At 59.6% G+C, this 21,176-nt stretch carries 13 protein-coding genes; 6 read left to right on the forward strand and 7 right to left on the reverse strand.

Features of this window, described 5'->3' with window-relative positions:
* Both HXO69_RS01700 and HXO69_RS01705 read left to right on the forward strand, forming a co-directional pair.
* The coding region (locus HXO69_RS01700) for a CPBP family intramembrane glutamic endopeptidase (protein ID WP_296544930.1) at positions 1–945 on the forward strand (945 nt) is incomplete at its 5' end.
* A 143-nt stretch (positions 946–1,088) separates the two neighbouring features.
* Positions 1,089–2,396: a M18 family aminopeptidase gene (locus HXO69_RS01705; RefSeq protein ID WP_296544931.1), complete on the forward strand. Its 1,308-nt coding sequence runs from the start codon at positions 1,089–1,091 to the stop codon at positions 2,394–2,396.
* Between the two features lie 92 nt (positions 2,397–2,488).
* On the opposite strand, the gene HXO69_RS01710 is transcribed toward HXO69_RS01705, so the two are convergent.
* On the reverse strand, positions 2,489–3,235 hold the full coding sequence (locus tag HXO69_RS01710) for a hypothetical protein (protein ID WP_296544932.1): 747 nt from the start codon (positions 3,233–3,235) through the stop codon (positions 2,489–2,491).
* Between the two features lie 1,205 nt (positions 3,236–4,440).
* Between HXO69_RS01710 and HXO69_RS01715 the strand changes: the two genes are divergently transcribed.
* The gene (locus tag HXO69_RS01715) at positions 4,441–5,106 is read left to right on the forward strand and encodes a hypothetical protein (protein ID WP_296544933.1); all 666 of its coding nucleotides are present in this window, start codon (positions 4,441–4,443) and stop codon (positions 5,104–5,106) included.
* 92 nt (positions 5,107–5,198) lie between these two features.
* Here the strand turns inward: HXO69_RS01715 and pdxT are convergent, their stop codons facing one another.
* On the reverse strand, positions 5,199–5,837 hold the full coding sequence (pdxT, locus tag HXO69_RS01720) for a pyridoxal 5'-phosphate synthase glutaminase subunit PdxT (RefSeq protein WP_049350439.1): 639 nt from the start codon (positions 5,835–5,837) through the stop codon (positions 5,199–5,201).
* Between the two features lie 115 nt (positions 5,838–5,952).
* Positions 5,953–6,858 carry a pyridoxal 5'-phosphate synthase lyase subunit PdxS gene (gene pdxS, locus HXO69_RS01725; protein ID WP_005507298.1) on the reverse strand — a complete coding sequence of 302 codons (906 nt, stop codon included), beginning with the start codon at positions 6,856–6,858 and terminating at the stop codon, positions 5,953–5,955.
* 435 nt (positions 6,859–7,293) lie between these two features.
* Here pdxS and HXO69_RS01730 point away from each other — a divergent pair, with 435 nt between their 5' ends.
* Positions 7,294–8,934, forward strand: coding sequence for a Na+/H+ antiporter (locus HXO69_RS01730; protein WP_049356104.1), 1,641 nt, complete (start codon positions 7,294–7,296; stop codon positions 8,932–8,934).
* Between the two features lie 196 nt (positions 8,935–9,130).
* A complete protein-coding gene (locus tag HXO69_RS01735; protein ID WP_070616300.1) occupies positions 9,131–10,657 on the forward strand; it encodes an MATE family efflux transporter in 1,527 nt (508 codons plus the stop codon).
* A gap of 89 nt (positions 10,658–10,746) precedes the next feature.
* On the opposite strand, the gene nadE is transcribed toward HXO69_RS01735, so the two are convergent.
* Positions 10,747–11,580, reverse strand: a complete 834-nt coding sequence (gene nadE, locus HXO69_RS01740) for an ammonia-dependent NAD(+) synthetase (protein WP_070629280.1) — start codon at positions 11,578–11,580, stop codon at positions 10,747–10,749.
* Between the two features lie 219 nt (positions 11,581–11,799).
* On the opposite strand from nadE, the gene HXO69_RS01745 reads away from it, so the two are divergent.
* Positions 11,800–12,171 carry a recombinase gene (locus HXO69_RS01745; RefSeq protein WP_296544938.1) on the forward strand — a complete coding sequence of 124 codons (372 nt, stop codon included), beginning with the start codon at positions 11,800–11,802 and terminating at the stop codon, positions 12,169–12,171.
* An 85-nt stretch (positions 12,172–12,256) separates the two neighbouring features.
* Here HXO69_RS01745 and HXO69_RS01750 read toward each other — a convergent pair whose 3' ends face one another.
* The 3 genes from HXO69_RS01750 to HXO69_RS01760 all read right to left on the reverse strand — a co-directional run bounded on the left by HXO69_RS01750 (position 12,257) and on the right by HXO69_RS01760 (position 20,963).
* On the reverse strand, positions 12,257–12,397 hold the full coding sequence (locus HXO69_RS01750; protein WP_296544939.1) for a hypothetical protein: 141 nt from the start codon (positions 12,395–12,397) through the stop codon (positions 12,257–12,259).
* Between the two features lie 95 nt (positions 12,398–12,492).
* Entirely contained in the window at positions 12,493–16,533 is a 4,041-nt protein-coding gene (locus tag HXO69_RS01755) for a S8 family serine peptidase (RefSeq protein ID WP_296544941.1), read from the reverse strand.
* A gap of 443 nt (positions 16,534–16,976) precedes the next feature.
* A complete protein-coding gene (locus tag HXO69_RS01760) occupies positions 16,977–20,963 on the reverse strand; it encodes a S8 family serine peptidase (RefSeq protein ID WP_296544942.1) in 3,987 nt (1,328 codons plus the stop codon).
* Positions 20,964–21,176: the final 213 nt, after the last annotated feature.

Genomic DNA, 21,176 nt, shown 5'->3' on the forward strand with positions numbered 1-21,176 from the left:
GCCCCCGGCACCCCCGCGGCTGCTACTGCGCCTGCCGGTCTTGCGTACCACCGCCTCTCCCACGCCGACCCGAATACCCGCTGGTTCTCACCCCTGCTGGAAGGTCTGCTCGGCGTCGCCGTATTTCTTGGCCTTAACCTGCTGATTTCAGTTGCCCTGGCCGCGGCGATTATGGGTTCGGGACTTTCTCTCCATGATGTAGCGACGAACCGTGCCGTCATTATGGAACACCCGGCGCTCTTCGCTCTGACCTTCCTCTCCCTCATCGCCATCGTGCCTTCGCTCTTTATTGCGCGCCTGGTTGTAGGCCCGAAGCCCTGGGGTCTGATTCATTCGGTGGCGGGTCGTCTACGCCGCTCACTGTTGCTTCCATACCTGGGTTTGAGCTTCGTTGTCTACGGCATCTACTACGCCGTGATGCTGGCGTTGAGCGGTGAGAGCCTGCCCGAATACCGCTATTTTCAACCTCCACAGGTTGAATTTTGGGTTTATGTGGCGATGATGCTGCTCCTGGTGCCCGTGCAGTGCTACGCCGAAGAGCTCGCCTACCGCGGCTTCATGATGCAGATGCTGGGCCGCTGGCTCCGCACCCCCTGGCTGCCGATTGTGCTGCCCGCAGTGCTGTTCATGCTCTCCCACGCCTACGACCCCTGGGGTCAGAGCACGATTCTTGCGATGGGTATTTACGCGGGTTTCCTCTGCTGGTACACCGGCGGTCTGGAAGCCTCCATCAGCCTGCACGTGGCAAATAACGTGATCCTGATGCTGCTGTCCATGGTGGCTGGTCTGGATCCGTTCGCCTCCGAGGGTGTGACCCCTGTGGATGCGCTGCAGGGTATTGCACTGGAAGGCGTGTACGTGGTGCTCGCCTGCCTGATCTTCAACGCACGCGCTCGCCGCGGCGAAGTTTCACGTGAAACACAACCGCTAAAGGTTGATAAATAGGCTATATGGCGGGTTACTCTAGCTCGACTGTTCAACCCGCCCGCCCCGCTCCATTCGAGCCTCACCAGGGCTATTACCCCATACCCCGTGGACTATCGGCCCCGGTCACCCCGTCAACACCCAAGAAAAGGTAGGGTTAAACCATGACTGTTGATGCTGTAAAAAATATTGAAGACCTCGCCGCATTCGTGGCGGAGTCGCCGGTCTCTTACCTCGCCGCGCGCACGGTAGCGCGCCGCCTGCAAGCAGCAGGCTTCACCGAGCTCGTAGAGACCGAAGCATGGGACCCGCAGGTCGCAACCGGCCGCCACTTCGTCGTCCGTGACGGCGCGATTATCGCCTGGGCTGGCGGCGCGAAGGCGCAGAAGGCAAGCGGCTACCGTGTGCTGGGTGCGCACACCGACTCGCCCTCCCTGAAGATCAAGCCCTCCTCCTCCATCACCACGAAGGGCTGGCACCAGATTGCCGTCGAGAACTACGGCGGCGCACTGCTGAACTCCTTCCTCGACCGTGAGCTGTGCGTGGCGGGCCGCCTCACCGTCCTGGAGGACGGCGAGCTGAAGGACCGCCTGGTGCGCACCGGCCCGATTGCGCGCATCCCGCAGCTGGCACCGCACCTGGACCACAAGCGCAACGAACTGGTGCTGGACAAGCAGTTCAACATGTACCCCGTGTGGGGCGTGGACCCCGCGGAGAACGACGTGCTCGGCTACATGGCGAAGCACGTGATTGACGGCGAGCCGGTCGACCCGCAGAACATTGTGGGTTACGACCTGCTGTTCGCTGATTCGCAGCCGCCGCGCCGTTTTGGTGCGGATCAGGAGCTGTTCGCTTCCGGTCGCCTGGATAACCTGTCTTCGGTGCACGCGGGTCTGACCGCCCTGGAACGTTACGTTGCCGATAACGCGGACGAGCACGCCACCGAGACTGTGATGCTTGCGGCGTTCGACCACGAGGAGCTCGGCTCCGAGTCGCGTAGCGGTGCGGCCGGCCCGTTCCTGGAGGATATTCTGGTGCGCCTCTCGGCTGCGCGCGGTGAGAGCACGGAGGAGTACCGCCGTTCGGTGGCGGCATCGTTCTGCCTGTCGGCTGATGCCGGTCACCTGGTGCACCCGAACTATCAGGGTCACCACGACCCGACCGTGCAGCCGCTACCCGGTGGCGGCCCGCTGCTGAAGATTAACGCGAACCAGCGTTACGCAACGGATTCGGTGGGTGCTGGCGTGTTCGCTGCGGCGTGTGCGAAGGCTGGTGTGCCGTATCAGGAGTTCGTGTCGAATAACAATATGCCGTGTGGTTCGACGATTGGCCCGATTACGGCAACCCGCCTGGGCATGCGCACTGTGGATGTGGGTATTGGCCTGCTGTCGATGCATTCGATGCGCGAGATGTGCCATGTGGACGATATGGCGTACATGACGCGCGCGGTGGAGGGCTTCTTCCGCCTCTAAATTGAATCCCTAGCGGGAGTTTAAAAAGTTGTGGCGGTGACCGAACGAAACGGTCACCGCCACAACTATTTTTAAGATGAGACAGGCTTGGATTAGACGGGGTTGTCGGGGCTGGGCAGGGTTACCACCTCAGACCAGCGAGTATCCTTAGCGGCCGCACGGTTCGCGTCGCTCTTCTGCTTCACATCGGCTGGCGCCTGCTGCACCCACGCCTCAAAAGCAACAATGTAGTTCTCGGGGTAGTTTGCCGCGAGCAGTTCCTGTCGGGTCGGGAAGTACTCCTTACCCTCCCGAATGTCGACGTAGTTGCTTGCCTTATAGGGGTCTGCGCTCTGGACGTCAGCGCGCGGGCCGGAGGCTACCTTTCCGCTTGCCACGTTATTGTCATCGATAGCGCGCACCCATGCCGCAGCGTAGGCGTGATCGGCCTTGTTCTTCTCGTACAGTGCCAGGCACTCGGCTCCTGCCGATTCAGCTTCGGCGCGGGTGGGGAAGTTCGCCTGGTTGCGCACAACATGCCGCGCGGAGACGTAGGAGGGCAGTGCCGTACCGCGGTCGGCGCTCATGGCTTCCTGCTGCTTGAGGGTTTCAGCTTTCGCGGCTTCGTCAGGTTCAAGGCAGGGGGTAGACGTCTTCTTCGCCGCGGAAGAGGAGGCGGACCCGGTGGGGCTTGCTGCTGACGGGGAGGAAGCCACGGTCGTGTGCGAGGGTGCGGGGGTGTTTGATGCCGTGCTGGTGGAGCTACCGCAGGAAGCAAGAAGCAGGGGAAGAATCGCCAGCGCGGCACCGCGTCGTAGACCGCTGGAACGGAGCGAAAGAAAAACGGGGGTGTGGGTCATGAGACCACCTCACAAGAGGGATGGGACGATATATTGCGTCTAAACATACCCAAATATTTGATATGTGGTCAATGGAAATTATCATCTAATTTTTAAAACCAACACTCTAGACGCAAGGTGTGCTACCCAGTAGTCTTAGGGTGTTGACCTGCTTAAATATGAGGTAGACGGGGTAAGAGTGCGGAGATTTTGCAGGTCACCTACCTATCCCGGTATTGGCTTTGGGGCTTAATGGATAAGAAAAACAACATTGAGGCTATGCGTCCGGTGTTTCGCTACTAGTGTTTTATGCTCTTGAAAGGAAATGGCATCATGAATTCTACTTATAAGATGTTCGCCATAAATGAGAAAATAATTTTGTATATCTTGTTTCTCATTGTATTGCAATCTTTTTATATTTTCCCAACTGCCCTGTATACAGATTTCGATAGATTTGTCTCGCCATGTGATGGGTGGCAAAGTACCTATTTCTACTTGCCCTTCTTTGTGGTGGGAGTTGTATTAGCTAGCTTGTGGCAGATTTTTAGTATATGGCTGGGTGTCAAGCTTCGCATAGGCATTTTTTGGATTGCGTCGTTATATTTAGTTTTTAAAATGTATGGGACTTATGAAATTGTAAAAAGCTATATCGTCAGTCCATGTAAAGTCCCTACAGAATATATGCATGGAATATCGTGGCCATATGATCTACAGGCATTCATTCTCCTGGGTCCCGATATTGTCTCATGCGTTATTTTTATAGCAGTTTTTATTGCATGTTCTAAGCGTAGCTACTGGGTGCCAACCCTCGCAGCTATAGCCGCATTTGTTGCGCAGTGCGTCCTCTCGCTACTGCTCTGGGAATACGTTAGGGGGCTTATTTATTTTCTCCTCTAGTGGCTTCTAGTCGTTGAGGTGCGGACTTTTGCAGGGCTGGAGGTTGCATAAAGGGCACTCCGACCGTGCCCCTCTGGGCATGTTGGCTTCTGCTGATTATCAGGCAAATAGCAATATCTGACGCTGGTGTTTTAGCGACATGTTTGCTTCAAGAGCCCGGTGGCTTCCGTGTTTACGCAAGTCAAGGCGCTGAACAAGCTTGTTTGTCGATTTTCCTCCGAGGTGTTGGATTTTAAAAAATAAACACATTTTTCTCTTGACCATGCATCAAAAATGCCCGTATATTGAAGGTCAACTCGGTATGCTCCAGCCCACAATGAGGTGACATCATGACCCTGAATTTCAGGACTCTGAACCCCCGCTATAGTGCACTGCGATACGGTGCCGCTCTTTCAATCCTGCCCCTGTTCCTTGCCGCCTGCGGTGGTGCGAACACCGCGGCAAGCAGTACCTCCTCACCCTCCACGGCGAGCGCCTCAGCAACGGCAAGCACCACGCCAACCGTCAGCTGCTCCTCATACTCCGCCGAAGCTACCGCCTCAGCAGAAGCCGCCAAGCCCGTCCCGCGCACCGATGAACAGTACCCCGCGTACATCCAGTACCGGAACATCCTCGCAGACGGCGCCCACATCATTGAGCCCAGCGAAATCGACAGCAAATGCCACGCCGCACTCAAAGCAGGGCGCAGCACCCTCCCTGAATACGTTCAAAACATCGATGCCTACAACGCTCAGCCCAGCGTCGGACTCACCGACCCCTTCGCCGGTAGCGAGTACCGAGACATCAAGGACCGCAACGAATTCATCCCCCACCGCGCAGACCTGGAAGAAGCCGCCTACCCCGAGATGATTATTCGTCTCTACGAAAAGTGGTACGAGGCAGCCCCCGCAGACATCAAGACGCTCAGCGACGCGAACCGTGCACGATTCCTCGCCACAAGCGCCTACCAGCAGTGGAAGGCCCAGCCCCAAACCCCCAGCAGCTCCCGCGCATAAACCCACTCACGCATAAGCCCACTCAAAAATAGTTGTGGCGGTGACCGAACAACGGTCAACTCTTGAACGGGTTATCACCGGTTTTGGGGGGGCTACTTGCCCTTCACCTCGCGTGCCAGAGCCAGCAGCTCCTCATGCACCGTCGTATCGCCCGTAACCTCCGGGTGGAAAGAAATACCGATTAGGTTGCCCGAACGCACACCCACAATCTTCCCCTCATGACGAGCCGTCACCTGCACACCCTCACCAGTGCCAGTCACAATCGGCGCACGAATAAACGCCGTATCAATAACCACCTCATCACCGGCAGGGGTCAGCCACGGCAGGCGCACCTCCGCAGAATCAACCTGCGAACCAAAAGCGTTACGACCCACCGAAACATCCAAAACACCCAGCGACTGCTGACCCGGCGCCGGATCATCAATACGCTCCGACAACATAATCAGGCCAGCACAGGTACCCAGAGTCGGCAGACCCGAAGAAATCGCCTCAATCAGCGGCTCACGCACACCAAAAATACGGGTCAGGCGGTCAATCGTCGACGACTCACCACCCGGCAAAACCAGCGCATCCAGACCCTCAAGCTGCTCACCAGTACGCACCCAACGCACCTGCGCACCCAGAGACTCCAGCATCTCCGCATGCTCACTCACGCCGCCCTGCAACGCCAAAACACCAACCGTAAAACCCTCACCCGGCAAAACACCGGTAGGCTGAACCTTCTCAACCATCACCGCTCCCTTCACAAAACAACAAACACAACAAACACAAGGAGGGTGGGACCCGCCTCAGCGAACCCCACCCCCTCATCAAACACTCACCCCGAATACGGGGTGCGCGCACGAATTACCAGCCGCGCTCCGCCAGGCGGTGCGGTGCCGGAATGTCAGCAACGTTAATGCCGACCATAGCCTCACCCAGGCCGCGAGAAGCCTCAGCAACCTTCTCCGGGTCGTTGTAGAAAGCAGTAGCCTTCACGATAGCCTTCGCGCGAGCAACCGGGTCGCCCGACTTGAAAATACCGGAACCAACGAACACGCCGTCAGCACCCAGCTGCATCATCATTGCAGCGTCAGCGGGGGTAGCCACGCCACCAGCGGTGAACATCACCACGGGCAGCTTACCGGTCTGAGCAACCTCACGAACCAGCTCGTACGGTGCAGCCAGTTCCTTAGCCTTCACGTACAGCTCGTCGGGCATGGTGTTGTACAGGCCCTGCAGCTCAGCAATCTGACGCTTAATGGTGCGGATGTGCTTAGTCGCCTCAGAGACGTCACCGGTGCCAGCCTCGCCCTTCGAACGGATCATAGCGGCACCCTCGGTGATACGGCGCAGAGCCTCACCCAGGTTGGTAGCACCGCACACGAAAGGCACCTTGAACTGGTGCTTATCAATGTGGTTCACGTAGTCAGCGGGAGAAAGAACCTCAGACTCGTCAATGTAGTCGACCTTCAGGGTCTCCAGGATCTGAGCCTCAACGAAGTGGCCGATGCGTGCCTTCGCCATGACCGGGATCGAAACAGCATCAATGATGCCCTCAATCATGTCCGGGTCAGACATACGAGCCACGCCACCCTGCGCACGAATATCCGCGGGAACGCGCTCGAGAGCCATGACGGCAACAGCGCCAGCATCTTCAGCGATCTTAGCCTGTTCGGGGGTGACGACGTCCATGATGACGCCGCCCTTGAGCATGTCGGCCAGGCCGCGCTTAACAAGCGGGCTGCCGGTTACGGTGTTGTTATCAGTCATGACCTTATCTTCTCACGTTCTGAGTGTTCGCGCGCACTCACGGAGGCGGAATTTCTGTTCTCTGACACAGTACGACCCCAAGTTCACGTCAGAACGACACAAAACGTCATGAAAAGCGGTTAGAGTAGGGCGGTTCATGGGCTGAGCAGGCCCGGCTGAGCAGACCCGCCGGATGCACGCAGGTCGCCTCCCATAAACTCACATCCCGAGCGGCCATAAGGCAAGGTTTTGCTCAGGGTAAACATCCACCCACCCGCACTGAACAACGGTAAAATACAGAAGCTACGCCCGCACTCGTCCCCACGCGGAAGCCTCACGGCCCAGGGAACGAGCAAAACATTTTGGGCACCCTGGCACCCGCACACTCGCGGACATCAGCCGTCTATCAGACGCACACCATGAACCAGCCGCCACATCCAAAAGGAACACACCAAATTGCTTGAAGTCATCATTGCCCTATCGCTGGCAATTCTTCTGGGTAATATCCTCGCCCATAAAATACGGATAACCCCCGCCATTCTGCTCATTTTCCTGGGGCTTGTGCTGGCGCTCATCCCCGTTCACGCCATGCACGAGGTGCGCGAGGTCGGGCTGCCACCGCACGTGATTCTCGAAATCTTCCTGCCCGTGATGCTGTTCTGGGAGACCCGAAACACCTCCTGGCGTGAGGCGCGCGCTCGTCTGCGCGGCATTCTGCTCTCGGGCACGGTGCTCGTAATTTTCACGGCGTTCGTTATCGCCTGGGTGCTTCACACATTTATGGGCGTCTACCTGTGGCATGTGGCGCTGATTATCGGTGTGGCGCTCGCCCCCACCGATGCTGTGGCCGTGGCAACGCTCAACGGCAAACTCCCCAAATCTTCCATCACCACCCTTAAAGCGGAAGCACTCATTAACGACGGCACCACCCTAGTTCTTTTCGCACTCGCCCTGCAGCTTGCGGGTGGTCATGAACTTACCCTGGGGACTGCATCCGGAATGTTCTTCTTCTCGTTCCTGATTGGAACTCTCGTTGGCCTGGCCGTCGGATGGGGTGTAGATAAGCTGCGTGCGCACATCGGCAACCCCATGAACTTCAGCGTGTTCATGTTTACCGTGCCGTTTATTGCTTTCTTCCTGGCTGAAGAGATCGAGCCTTTTGAGGGCATGAAAGGTTCCGGAGTGGTGGCTGTGGTGGTCGCCGCTTTCTACCTGACCTATCGCGGACCGGATACCATCAAACCCCAAAACCGTTTCTACGGTCTGCCCATCTGGTCGTTTGTCTCCTATGTCATGAACGGTGCGCTCTTCGTGCTCGTGGGTGTTCAGCTGCCCAGCGCCACAGCGCCTGTGGATGATGTTCTTCGTGAATACAACTATGCGTGGGCTTTGACGTTCGCCGTGATTGTGGTGGCATGGCTTGTTTCCATTGCGGCGCGTTTTATTTTCCTGCACGTCTCGATCGGTATTATTCGTGCCCTTGACCGTTCAGAAAAGCAGAAGCAGCTGCGCACAACTTTCCGTGGCCGTGTAGTGAGTACCTTTGCGGGACTGCGCGGCGGTGTTTCCCTCGCGGTGGCTCTCTCCGTGCCGACTGATGTTCCCGCGCGTGACTTTATTATCTTTGTTGTTGCGGGCGTGGTTCTGCTGTCGATGGTGGTTCAGGGGATGCTCCTGCCGCTCGTTATTAGGTGGGCGAAAATTCCGGTTGATACCACCGAAGAAGATGAGATTAATGAAGCAATCCGCACGATCATTGCCGAGTCCTTCGACTCTGTGGCTGAGATCGGCCAGGAAATTGGTGCACCACAGTGGATTATCGACCGCATTGCCGACGAACAGATGTACAACGCGAGTATACACCGCAACCTGCACGCCGTTCGTAAAGACGGTGCGAATGCGCCGGAAGAAGCCCGCCGCATTATTGAAGCGGGCGACCTTGAGAAAGAGCTGCGCCTGCGGCATTTGGAGAAGCAACGCAGCGTGCTCAAGCGCCTGCGTAATGAGCGCATAATCGACACGAATGTGCTCCACGCGATTCAGGAAATCCTGGATATTGAGGAGGTTCGCGTGCTTGGTCCGGTTGAACTCGAATAGCTCACACTCCTACATGCGATACGTATGAGGCGAGGCGCCCCACCCCTAAACGGGGAGGGGCGCCTCGTTACTTTTTTGTCTAAACCCCTAGCCCAACCACTACGTGGAAACGGTACAATACACTAGCCCGTTTTTTGTGCGGACCACGCTTCTTACCGCGCACCGGACACAACACAGACTAGAACCACAGGAACCTATGACGTCCCACCAGACTGAAAACAACGCACCCAAAAATAGCGCACCCAACAACAATGCACCCGCCGCAGGACACGGCGGACACGGCCCGCACGGCGCAAGCGAAGACCCGCAGAACATCTACCTGCTCAAAGACGCCCCCATCCTCAAGGCGCTCCTCTCCCTCGGCGTGCCCATGGCACTCGGCCTCGCCATCACCAGCATCTACAACGTGGTGAACTCCTACTTCGTCGGCCACTACGGCGGCACCGAAGACCTCGCCGCCACCAGCTACGGCGTGCCCGTCTTCGGCGTCATCATGGCGATCGCAGGACTGTTCGGCCTGGGCTCCTCAACCCTCGCCTCCCGCAAGCTCGGTGAAGGCCAGCCCGCCCACGAAATTCACCGCGTCACCTCCTTCGCCCTCTACTCGGCGCTCGGTGCCGGTATCGTCGCGGCGGCTATCGGCTTCATCCTCGCCGACCCGATCACCAGCATCATGGGTGCATCCGGCGGCTCCTACGAACCGACCCGCATCTACGTGCACCTCATGTTCCTCGGCGCGCCCCTCGCTATCGGCATGTTCACCCTCGAACAGCTCGTCCGATCCGAAGGCTACGCCAAGCAGTCCATGTACGGCATCATCGTCGGCACCGTCGTCACCTGCATCTTCGACGTGCTGTTCATCGCCATCATGGGCATGGGCGTCGCCGGTGCCGGTTGGGCGATGCTGCTGGCGAACGGCGCATCCATGCTGTACTACCTGCTGTTCCTGATGCGTCAGAGCGAGAACTTCTCCGCGAACATCCGCGACTTCTCCCTCGACCCCGCTATCATCAAGCCCGTGGTCGCGGTCGGTGCTGCTGAGCTCATTCAGAGCCTCAACCTGATCTTCGCCGCCCTGCTGCTGAACAACCTCGCCGCCTCCTACGGTGACGACACCGTCGCGGCGTTCGGCCTGGCAATGCGCCTGAACATGGTGCCCGAAATGCTGTGCATGGGCCTGTGTATGGGCGGTATCCCGCTGTACGCCTACGCTTACGGTGCCCGCAACGGCGCCCGCGTGAAGGAGGCGCTGCGCACCGCAACGATCCTGTCCGTGGCGACCTCCGCGATCATCACCATTCCGGTGCTGATTTTCCGCCGTGAACTGCTCGCCGTGGTTGGCGATGCAAGCCTCATCGACACCGGCGAGGAGATTATGGTTGCGCTGATGCTCGCCGCCGTGTTCAACGCGGTCAGCATCGTGTTTGTGTCTTGGTTCCAGGCGGCCGGTAAGGGCGGCCCGGCAATGCTGATGACCCTCGGTATTGCTCTGCTGTTCTTCCCCGCCGTGTACTTCGGCAACATGTGGTTCGGCTTTAAGGGTCTGACCTGGGCGTTCCCCTTCACCCAGGTGCTCGCCTGCGCGTTGGGCCTGGTGCTGTTCCTCGCCACGGGTGGCGCGAAGGTACCGCCCGCTGAAGCTGAGGTTGAGGCTGAAGGTTCTGAGGATTCGGACGTTCAGGCTGCCCAGGTTTCTGGCGCACAGCCCGAACAGAAGGCATAGTCCTCGGTCTGCAAAAGCATAGTAAAAGCCCCGAACTCCCACCAAGGGAGTTTGGGGCTTTTACGTTAGGTCATTTGCCGGTTGAGGCGCTAGTTCTTCCACCAGGAATCAAAAATCGTCACCGGAGTAGTGCGCTTATGGCGGCTACGCAGGTAAATCTGCTCCAGCTTCGCAGCTGCCGCCTCATCGATTTCCTTACCCTCCAGGTAGTCATCAATCTGCGGGTAGGTCAGACCCAGCTCATCCTCATCGGTACGGCCGGGCACGCCGTCCAGCAGGTCAGCCGTCGGCGGCTTAGCCCACAGACGCTCAGACGCACCCAGCACCCGCAGCAGCAGCTGGTTCTGGCGCTTGTTCAGGCCGTACAGCGGTAGCAGGTCCGCGCCGCCGTCACCGAACTTCGTGAAGAAACCCGTAATGGACTCCGCCGCATGGTCGGTACCCACCACCAGGTAGCCGGGGCCGCCAGCCACCGCGTACTGGGCAATCATGCGGGCGCGCGCCTTCACATTACCCTTGTTGAAGTCGCTGATCTGCTCGCCGGTCGCGGCAGTGTAGGCGGTGTCGAAGCCGTCGACAGCCTCCGCAATGTTGAAGGTCAGGGAGCGGGTGGGCTGGATGAAACGCAGCGCCTCCTGCGCGTCCTCTTCGTCGTGTTGCACACGGTAGGGCAGGCGCACCGCCACGAACTCGGCGGTGCGGCCGCGCTCGTTGAGGCGGTCCACCGCCAGCTGGCAGAGGCGACCCGCCAGAGTGGAGTCGATACCGCCGCTGATACCCAGTACCAAGCCGCGGCTTCCGGTGGCTTCCAGGTAGTCGCAGATGAACTGGATGCGGCGCTCCACTTCTTCGCGTGCCTGCTCTTCGGTCATGTTGGGCTTGACGCCCATTTCACGGATGATCTGTGCCTGTAATTCACGCATGACTTAAGTGTACGCTCCACCTTATAGCCCGTGCGGTGAACCACCGAGGGAGGCGAGGTAGTGTTCCACACGGTGCGTTCAGCGCGGCGCACGCGGCGGGTTCAGTATCGTTTCAGCCCTGAAAATACACAGCATACTCACCGGTAAAAACCCTGTGCGACAACCCGTGCGGCTGTTAGCATGAACATACGGTTCAAATACCGTTCAAAATAGCCGGTGATGAGGGAAAACGCCCCCACACCTGCTACGCCACAGAACACGTCAACCAAGGACGGTGAAGACAGCACCATGGCAAAAACAAAAACTGAACTCTACGATGAGCTCGTAGACATCGAAACCAGCCTCGAAAACCACCCGCTCACCTCCGGGAAAATAGCGGAGGCGAACATCCTCGTCGAGCAGATGAAGGAGCAGGGCGCCACCCAGGAAGAAATTAATGAGGCACTCATCCGGCAGGGGCTGCCTTCCCTCGTGGAGATAGGCAAGAGTACCTTGACGCAGTCTTTCAGCCTCTGGAAGCTGAGTCACCGCAAGTTAAAGGTGGAAGCCGCCATTGAGAAGCTCAACCGTAAAGAAGCCCGCCGCCACTAACTAGCCCGCCTCGGGCAGGGCGAGGCAAGCAAATACCCCCGGCAGATGCGTACGGCATCCACCGGGGGTATTTTTCAAAGGAATATCAGTGGCTTAGATTTTCAAAGACGCTCTCATAGCGATCAACGAAGTCCGCCGCCGCGTTCAGAAGCTCCTCCTGGTCAAGGGAATCCTGGGTAGCTGACAGCGTCTCATCATCGCCGTTCTGAACCTGTAATTCACGCATAACTTAAGTCTACGCCGCAGACATAACAGCCCATAGAAAAGGCCGTGCCGGGGCAGAAAACTCCACCCCAACACGGCCCTCACATCCGTATCCGACTAGCGGTTATTCAGCACACGCACGTTATAGCGGTGCAAGAACGCCGCCATCGCGCCACGCTCAATCGGCTGAACCGGACGGAACGAACCATCAGCCCAACCCGTCGTAATACGCTGATCAGCCAACCACGCAATCTCACGATAGAACTGGCTACCAGTCGACACGTCACTAAACGGCGACACCGCAGGAGCCGAATACGCCGGCGAACCCGCAAAACGGTAGAAGAACGCCGCCATCGCGTCACGATTCACCGCAGCATTCGGGTGGAACGTACCATCAGACCAGCCGGTCGTAATACCGCGGGCACGCATCCACTCAATCTCCTTGTAGAACGGGTGGTCACGCGGCACATCCTTAAAGCTCGGAGTGGACGGTGCAGTGAACTGCGGCGAACCCGCCATACGGTAGAAGAACGCCGCCATCGCGCCGCGCTCCACCGAACCGTTCGGGCGGAACGTGCCGTCAGGGTAGCCGGTCGTAATACGACGCTGAGCCAGCCAGTTAATGTCATTCACGAACGGGTAATCCGCCGGAACATCCGTAAAGTGCGCGCTCGCGGCGGTATCCTCAGAGTTCGACGAGACACGCAGAACCTGCGCACGCTCACCCGCAGCCCCATTCACACCGGACAGGTCACCGGTCGCATTGTGCATGTGCAGGAACAGCGCAGAAACGTTCTTCGCGTCGCCGTTACGGTGCGCCACCAGCTGCGCGGAGGGTGCGTCCACGAACAGGTTCGGCACGCCCGCCGAATCGCCGCTGAACCACAGCTTCGGCGCCGCATAGTTGAACACCACCGAATCAGTCGTATCAACCACGGTCGTCGCGGAGAACGCGCTAGAAGTGGTCACCGAGTACGAAATCTCAGTGGACTCGGCGTCCGGGTCCAGACCCAGAACGCTCAGCGGAACAGTCATCACCAGGGTGTTCGAATCCATGATGTTGGTGTCCGTATCACCCCAGGTGCCGTTCAGCGGGTACAGGGCGTTCTCGATGGCCTGCCACTTGCCGTTGCTGCGCTTAGAGACCTTCACCAGCGGGTAGTCCAGGCCCTTCTCACGCACCGTCTGCAGGCGGTAGTCGCTCGTGCCGTCCTTGTTGGTATCAACGAACACGTAGTAGGTGCCGCGCGGGGTCACCTCCTGCCAGTTACCCCAGGTCGAAATACCGAAGGACAGCTGCGCCGTGGAGGTGTCCTGACCGGCAGCCTTCAACGCCGCCACGTTCGAGGCGGCACCCACATACTGCAGGTCCATGCGGGAATCCGAACCCACACCCAGCTTCGCGGTCGGGATGCGCGGGCTCGAAGCACCCAGCTCAAAAGCACCCAGCAGGGAGCGGTAACCGCCCTGATCCACCGCGGTACCCTGCAGGGTCAGGGTCTGCTCGGTCGCACCGGAACCATTCGAATCAAAAGCAATATCGGCACCAGCCACACGCATCGCGGAGACAGGCTTCGGCGCCACGTGCAGCGGCATGCGCAGGGTCTTCACCGCAGCCGAAGAATCAGCATCGGTCAGAATCAGACGGCCCGAAGCGCTCGCAATGTACTGGCGGGCACCCGAAATGGTCACCGCACCAGTCGAGTAGTTCACCGAATCCTGGGTCGGGTACATGGACGGGTCCATGGTCTTCTCCAGCTTCGACGGGTCAATACGCACCGTCACGGTGAACGTGGCGGTCTGACCGGCACCCACAGACACGGACTGCGGGTAGGAGAACTCCACACCCGGGATGCTCGTGCTGCCCTCATAGTTCAGGGTGTAGGTGTGCGCCACCGAGTCGGTATTCTCAACGCTCACGCGGTGCTGCAGAGTCTGCACACCGGCGTTCGGGGCGTACTCGAGCACGCCGAAGGTATCCGAAACCTGCTCGGGGCGGGCGGCGTTGAACAGCATCACGCGGTCAGCCACCGCCGCACGCGTGTTGATGCGGCCGGTACCCACGCGGTCCACCGCGTACGGGTTACCCCAGGCGTCCTGCATGTGGTGGTCGGCGGTGTTCATGATGGCGGTCTTAATCATGCGCGGGCCGTACTCCGGGTGCGCCTGCATAATCAGCGCCGCAACACCGGCAACAAACGGCGTGGACATGGACGTACCGGTCTTCACGGTCGCCTCAGTACCGCCACCGACCAGGATGGAGGAAATGTTCGTGCCCGGTGCCGCAACGTCCGGCTTGGTGATGCCGTGCGAACCGTGCATGCCGCGCGCGGTGGAGGTGTTCGCCTGATCCAGCTTGCCGTTGGGAACGCGGATCGAGTCGCGCAGGTTCTCGCCGAGCTGCAGGGTCAGCTCACCTGAATCAATCTGCGCGGAAAGGCGCTCCACCTGGCTCTTGGCCAGGCGCACGCCCGGAATGGAGGAGTTACCGCCGATAGCGGTGTCACCGACCTCAGTGTTCGAGGTGAGCACCACGCCGGTCGCGCCAGCCGCCTGCAGGTTGTCGAAGCGTACCTTCGAACCGCAGGGTGCGGTGCCGTCAGCGTCCGCCCAGTCAATGAGGGCCCACTTGCCCTTCAGTGCTGCGGCTTCCTCTTCGGTGAATGCCTCGCAGGCGTAGCGGTTGCGGGAGGCGGCACGCACCACGGTGCCGCGTAGCTGCTCCTCGGTCGCCTTCGAGTAGTCGAAGCTCACCGAGTAGTCACCGTAGGTGTCTGCCTCGTTCGCGGGGGCGAGAATCTTCACGCGGTCCACCAGCTGGGTCGAGCCGATGGAGTTCGCCACGGTCAGGCCGTAGGCGCTGGTGCCGGGGCCGCCCGAGTTGGAGTAGGTGTCGCCCACGGCGTTGTAGTTGTTGGCGTTACCCGCCGCGACCACGGAGAGGATACCCTCGCGGTAGAGGGAACCGACCGCGTAGTTCACGGTCTCATCGAACACGCCGAACTCGTTGCCGAGCGACAGGTTCGCGATGTCGGCGCGGTCTGAGAAGTCGCCGTCATCGTTGGGGTCGAGCACACGGTCCAGACCCTTGGGGACGAACGCGGTGGTGCCCTTACAACCGAAGATGCGCAGGCCAATCAGCTGGGCGTCCGGTGCGGAGCCGGGGCCGATTTTCATGTCCTTGAGCTGCTCTTCGGTGAGCTTGGAGTAGTCGCCGTGGAAGGTCGAGCCGTCCGCGTTCACGCCGTAGCCTGCCGCGGTACCGGCAACGTGGCTACCGTGGCCGCCGCAGTCGAGCGGGTTGTTATCCGGGTGGGGCGTGGAGGTTTCCTTCTTGGCGGAGTTGTAGTCGTCACCGACCAGGTCGTAGCCGCCAAGGAACTTCTTCGGATCGTAGGTGCCCTCGGGGATCGTGTCGGATGCCTTCGCCTTCTCGAAGGCTTCCTGCGTGCCGGGGCCACCCAAATCGGCGTGCGTGTAGTCGATGCCGGTATCGAGCACCACAATCTTCACGCCCTTGCCGGTGTAGCCGGTGGAGGCGGGGTTCGCCGGGCTCTTCGCCCATACGGAGAGCGTGTCCGTATCGAGGAGGGTACCGCTGTTCTGCGGCGCCATGTCCTCAATGATGCTGATGCGTTCCACATCGTCACGGTTTGCGAGCGCACGAATCTGCTCAACGTTACCGTAGAGCGCTACGCCGCGCATCGTGTTGTGGGTGGTGTACAGGACCTGCGCGCCGGATTCCTTCGCCGCGGAGGCGCCCTGCTGCTGCACGCTGGCGCGGATTGCCTGCACCTGTGCTTGCGCGTTGACGGGTGCCTGCGCGCGGGAGCGGACCGCGTCCGGCTGGGTCTGGGCGTACGCGCCCTGACCCTTGAATCGGACGAACACGGCGCGTTCGCCGGTGGCGCCGTCCAGGCTGGGGGAGAGAACTTCGTTGTTGTTCTCGCCGGTGCCGGTGTTCTGGTGGGGTGCGTCCCGGTCTGCGCCGCGTACTACGCCCGGTGCCGCGTAGGCGGCGGTACCGAACGGCAGGGCGGTCAGCCCGAGGGTGAGCCCCAGGGTGAGTGCGCCGCAGCTGCGTGCCAGCTGCTTGAGGCGACCCGGCTGTGTGTGCCGGGCGGCTCGCGCGGGGGTAGCTTCAGGGAAGGTTGCCACTGAATGCTCCTTTTTAGTGATGGTGCGTTTCTTAGCGGTTTCTGCGCCGAGGTTCTGCGCCGAGGTTCTGCGCCGAGGTTCTGCGCCGAGAGTTCTACTCGGAGAGCTGTACGGCAAGGGTTCTGCACCGAGAGTGCTTCGGTGCGTCTGCACTGTGTTTCCAGTGCGCCTCCAGTGCGTCTGTGCGGCGTGAACGTCAAGGTTCATGCCGATGGTGAAGAAACCTTCACTTATTGTCTCAACGATTCTTTATATAACCCAGTCAGAATCGTATTACGGAACATTACACGTAAATAAAAAGCACCCAACCACAGAAAAAGGGAGCCGCACCGCCGCAGATAAACTGCAACGGTACGGCTCCCTCGGTAAAACCTGCTGAGGTAGCACCTACAGCGGTAGAACCTTACAAACCCTAGATTTCAGGGTTTTTAGATCCTGTGCCTCTAGATTTCAGGGCTTTCCTTCAGCACACCCGTGCTGTAGCGGTACACGAACGCCGCCATAGCGTCGCGGTGCACCGGCTCCACGGGGCGGAACGAACCATCGGGCCAGCCGGTGGTCACGCCCTGCTCAGCCAGCCACGAAATCTCGCGGTAGAACTGCTTGTCGGTCGGAACGTCCGTGAAACGAGCCTGCGCGGGGGCAGTGTACTCGGGCGAACCTGCGTAACGGTAGAAGAACGCAGCCATCGCGTCACGGTTCACCGAACCCTCCGGACGGTAGGTGCCATCAGGCCAGCCGGTGGTGATGCCCTGAGCCTTCATCCACTCAATCTCCTTGTAGTAGGGGTGGTTGAGCGGAACGTCCGAGAAGCTCGGGGTGGACGGTGCGGTGTACTGCGGCGAACCAGCCATACGGTAGAAGTACGCCGCCATGGTTGCGCGGTCCATGTTGTTCAGCGGACGGAAGGTGCCGTCCTGGTAGCCGCGGTCAATCTGACGGGCAGCAATCCACGTGATTTCACGGTAGAACTGGTTATCCGCCGGAACGTCGGTGAAGCGTGCATCGTGGAGGGTGCGAGCCACCTTCACGACCTGCGCACGGTCGCCAGCGGCAACACCGTTAGCGGTCTTACGGCCGCTCAGGTCACCGGTCGCGTTGTGCATGTGCAGGAACAGAGCCTGACGCTCCTTGTTGTTGTTCTTGCGGTGAACGGTCAACTGACCGCCGTCACGATCCACGAACAGGCCGGGCACGCCCGACTCCTCACCGGTGAACCAAACACCGGGGTTGAAGGGGGAGTACTCGATAGCGGAGGTGGTGTCCACGTAGGAGTTACCTTCGTTGTACCAGGTGTCGGTCTGCACCGTGTACTTGATGCTCTGAGCCTTCTCAGCGGTCAGGCCCAGGTCCTTCAGCGGCACGCCCAGAATCATGGTGTTGGTGTCCATGATGTTGGTGTCGGTATCGCCCCAGGCGTTGTTCAGCGGGTAGCGTGCCACCACGGTGGATGCGTTACCGGAGATGGACCAGACCTTCACCAGCGGGTAGTCCAGACCCTTCTCGCGGGTCACTTCCAGAACGTAGTCTGCGGTGGAGTCGTTGTTGGTATCAATCTGCACCTGTACCTGACGGCCCCAGTGCATGCTATCCCAGGTACCCCAGGTCGAAATACCGAAGAACAGAGAACCATCGTTCGGGTTCTTGCCGGCAGCCTTCAACGCCGGAGCGTCCGAGGCTGCACCCACATACTGCAGGTCAACAGCCTGGTTCGACGGCAGCTTCAGCTGACCGGAGGGAATACGGTCACTGACCGCACCCAGCTCAAACGCACCCAGCAGCGAACGGTAACCGCCCTGGTTCAGGGTCGTGCCGCGCAGAGTCACCGTGGACTCCTTATCGGCAATACCCTTGTAATCAATGCGGGACGCATCAACACGCATCTTCGAGACAGGCTTCGGCGCCACGTGAATCGACTGGCGGATAGCCTCGCGGCCATTCTCAGAGAAAATCAGGCGACCAGAAGCGCTCGCAATGTACTGGCGCTTACCAGCAGCCAGAGTCTTACCGGTCGTCCAGTCCTGAGCAACATGGTCGGCGCTCATCGCCGGGTCCATGGTCTTCTCCAGCTTGGACGGGTCAATACGCACGGTCACGGTCACGTTCTTACGCTCACCGGCACCCACGCTCACCTGCTGCGGGTAGGAGTACTCCACACCCGGGATGGTCGTGCTTGCCTCGTAGCTCAGAGTGTAGGTGTGAGCCTGCGAATCGGTGTTGTCCAGAACGATTTCACGCTGAACAGTCTGAATACCCGAATCGGGGGTGTACTCCAGCACACCAAACGCGGTCGAAACACGCTCGGGGGTCTTCGCATCGTACGCAATAACCTTCGCGTCCACGGCTGCGCGAGCATTCACCATGCCCGTACCCACACGATCCACCGCGTACTGCGTACCCTGCTCATTCTTGATGGGGGTGGACGCGCCGTTCATCAGCGCAGCCTTAATCATCTGCGGGTTGTAATCCTGATGCGCCTGCAGCACCAGAGCGGCAACACCGGCAACATGCGGGGTCGCCATGGAGGTACCGGTGAAGGAAACACCCTTATTACCCATACCCACAGCGGCAGACACAATCTCAGTACCCGGCGCCGCAAGGTCAGGCTTAATGAAGCCGTCAGAACCGTGCTGGCCGCGAGCACTCGACGTGTTCAGGTCAAAAGCGTGCGAGTGGGAGCTACGACCCGAAGCCTTGTAGTCCAGGTTCATCTCAACGGTCACCGGACCGGCAGCCAGAGCCTTCTCCAGGTCCTTCGTCGAAGAAGCAGTCAGACGCAGACCCGGAATGGTCGCGTTACCGCCAATGCCGATGGAGTAGCGCTCAGCCTTACCAGCCATCATCACGCCAACACCGCCGGCAGCCTGAACGTTATCGAAACGAGTCTTCGAACCGCACGGGAACGTCAAATCGTCCTGATCCCAGTCGAAGTAAACCCACTTACCCTTCAGGGCCTTCGCCTCTTCAGCGGTGAAAGCCTCGCAGGCGTAACGGTTACGCTTCGGGGCGGCAACAACCTCGCCGCGCAGCTGATCAGCGGACGCCTTCGAATAATTGAAGTTCACCGAATAATCACCCTGCAACCACTCCAGACCGGTCTTCGTGGTCACGCGGGCACGGTCAATCGGCTGAGTGGAGCCGTAGGCGTTCGCCACCGACAGCGCCGCAGCTGCATTCGCGGGGCTACCCGAATCGGAGTAGGTGTCACCCACACCGTTGTAGTTATTGGCGTTACCGGCAGCAGCCACAGTGAACACACCCTGGCGTGCCATCGTGTCAATCATGTACGATTCGGGGTCGTCAGCCGGGGCGAACTCGCCACCGAGCGACAGGTTCACAATGTCGGCGCGGTCAGAGAAATCACCGTCACCATTCGGGTCCATCACGGTATCGAGCGCCTTCATCACAACACTCGAATTGCCGTAGCAACCGAACACACGAATCGCCAAAATCTGAGCATCAGGAGCAGTACCGGGGCCAATAGACATGCCCTTCAGCTGCTCCTCCGTCAGGTTCTTGTAATCGCCACGGTAAGTCGTACCGTTCGCCGTCACACCATAACCGGCGGCAGTACCCGCCACGTGCGTGCCGTGACCGCCAGAACCGAAACCATCCGGGCGGCAATCCAGCGGGTTATTATCCGGCTGCGGAGTCGACTTCTCAGCCACCGACGCATTGTAGTCATCACCGACCAAGTCAATGCCGCCAATGAACTTATTACGATCAATCAGGCCCGAATCAGCGGACGGAAGCTCCGTCATCGCCTTAGCCTTCAGATACGAATCCACCGTACCGGGGCCACCAAAATCAGCGTGCGTATAGTCAACACCGGAGTCAACAATCGCAATCTTCACGCCCTTACCCGTGTACCCCGTATTCTCACGGGTCCACGTGGCAAGAGTCTTCGTATCAATCTCGCTACCGGAGTTCATGCGCTCCTTCGCGATAATCGGCGAAATACGCTCCACATCCGGGCGCTCCGCCAATGCACGAATCTGCGCAGCATCACCAGTAATCGCCGCACCACGCATCGCATTATGGGTGGTGTACATCAGCTTCGCGCCAGAAGCAGCCGCCACAGACTGAGCCTGTGACTGCACCTGAGCTGCAATAGCCTGCACCTGCGCCTGACGGTTCGCCGGCGCCTCCTTACGTGCCAGAACAGCCGCGGACTGGGTCTGCTCATACGCACCCTTGCCCTTGAACTGAACATACACGGTGATCTGGCCTTCAGCCTTCTGCAGACCCGGGCTGATACGCGAGGCAGCGTCACCGGATGCGCTCGCAGTATTTCCTTCGACCTGCTGGGGGCTCTGAGCGTGGGCTGCAGAGAAAGTGGCGGGAACGCCGAGAGTAAGGGCAAGAGCCGCACTCAAACCGGTCGCACCGACAGCCTTCATTCTGCGGCGTGGCGCATGAGGCGTTGTCATGGAATCCTCCTTCGGATTTTCTATTTTTCGGTAATGCTGTGTGCTCTGTGGTTGTGTATCGGTGATGTGCGGAGGCGGCCCCACCGGCAGACGACGAGTGAGCGTGTCCGCCGGTGAAACCGCCACCAAAACTTAGAAAGGTTCCGGGACTTCAAACCCCGGAGCCAGCCGGTTCCAGGTGCCCCTCCCACCCCATGCAGGGGGCGGGAGGGG

The sequence above is a fragment of the Rothia sp. (in: high G+C Gram-positive bacteria) genome, from assembly GCF_015265375.1.
Lineage (GTDB): Bacteria > Actinomycetota > Actinomycetes > Actinomycetales > Micrococcaceae > Rothia.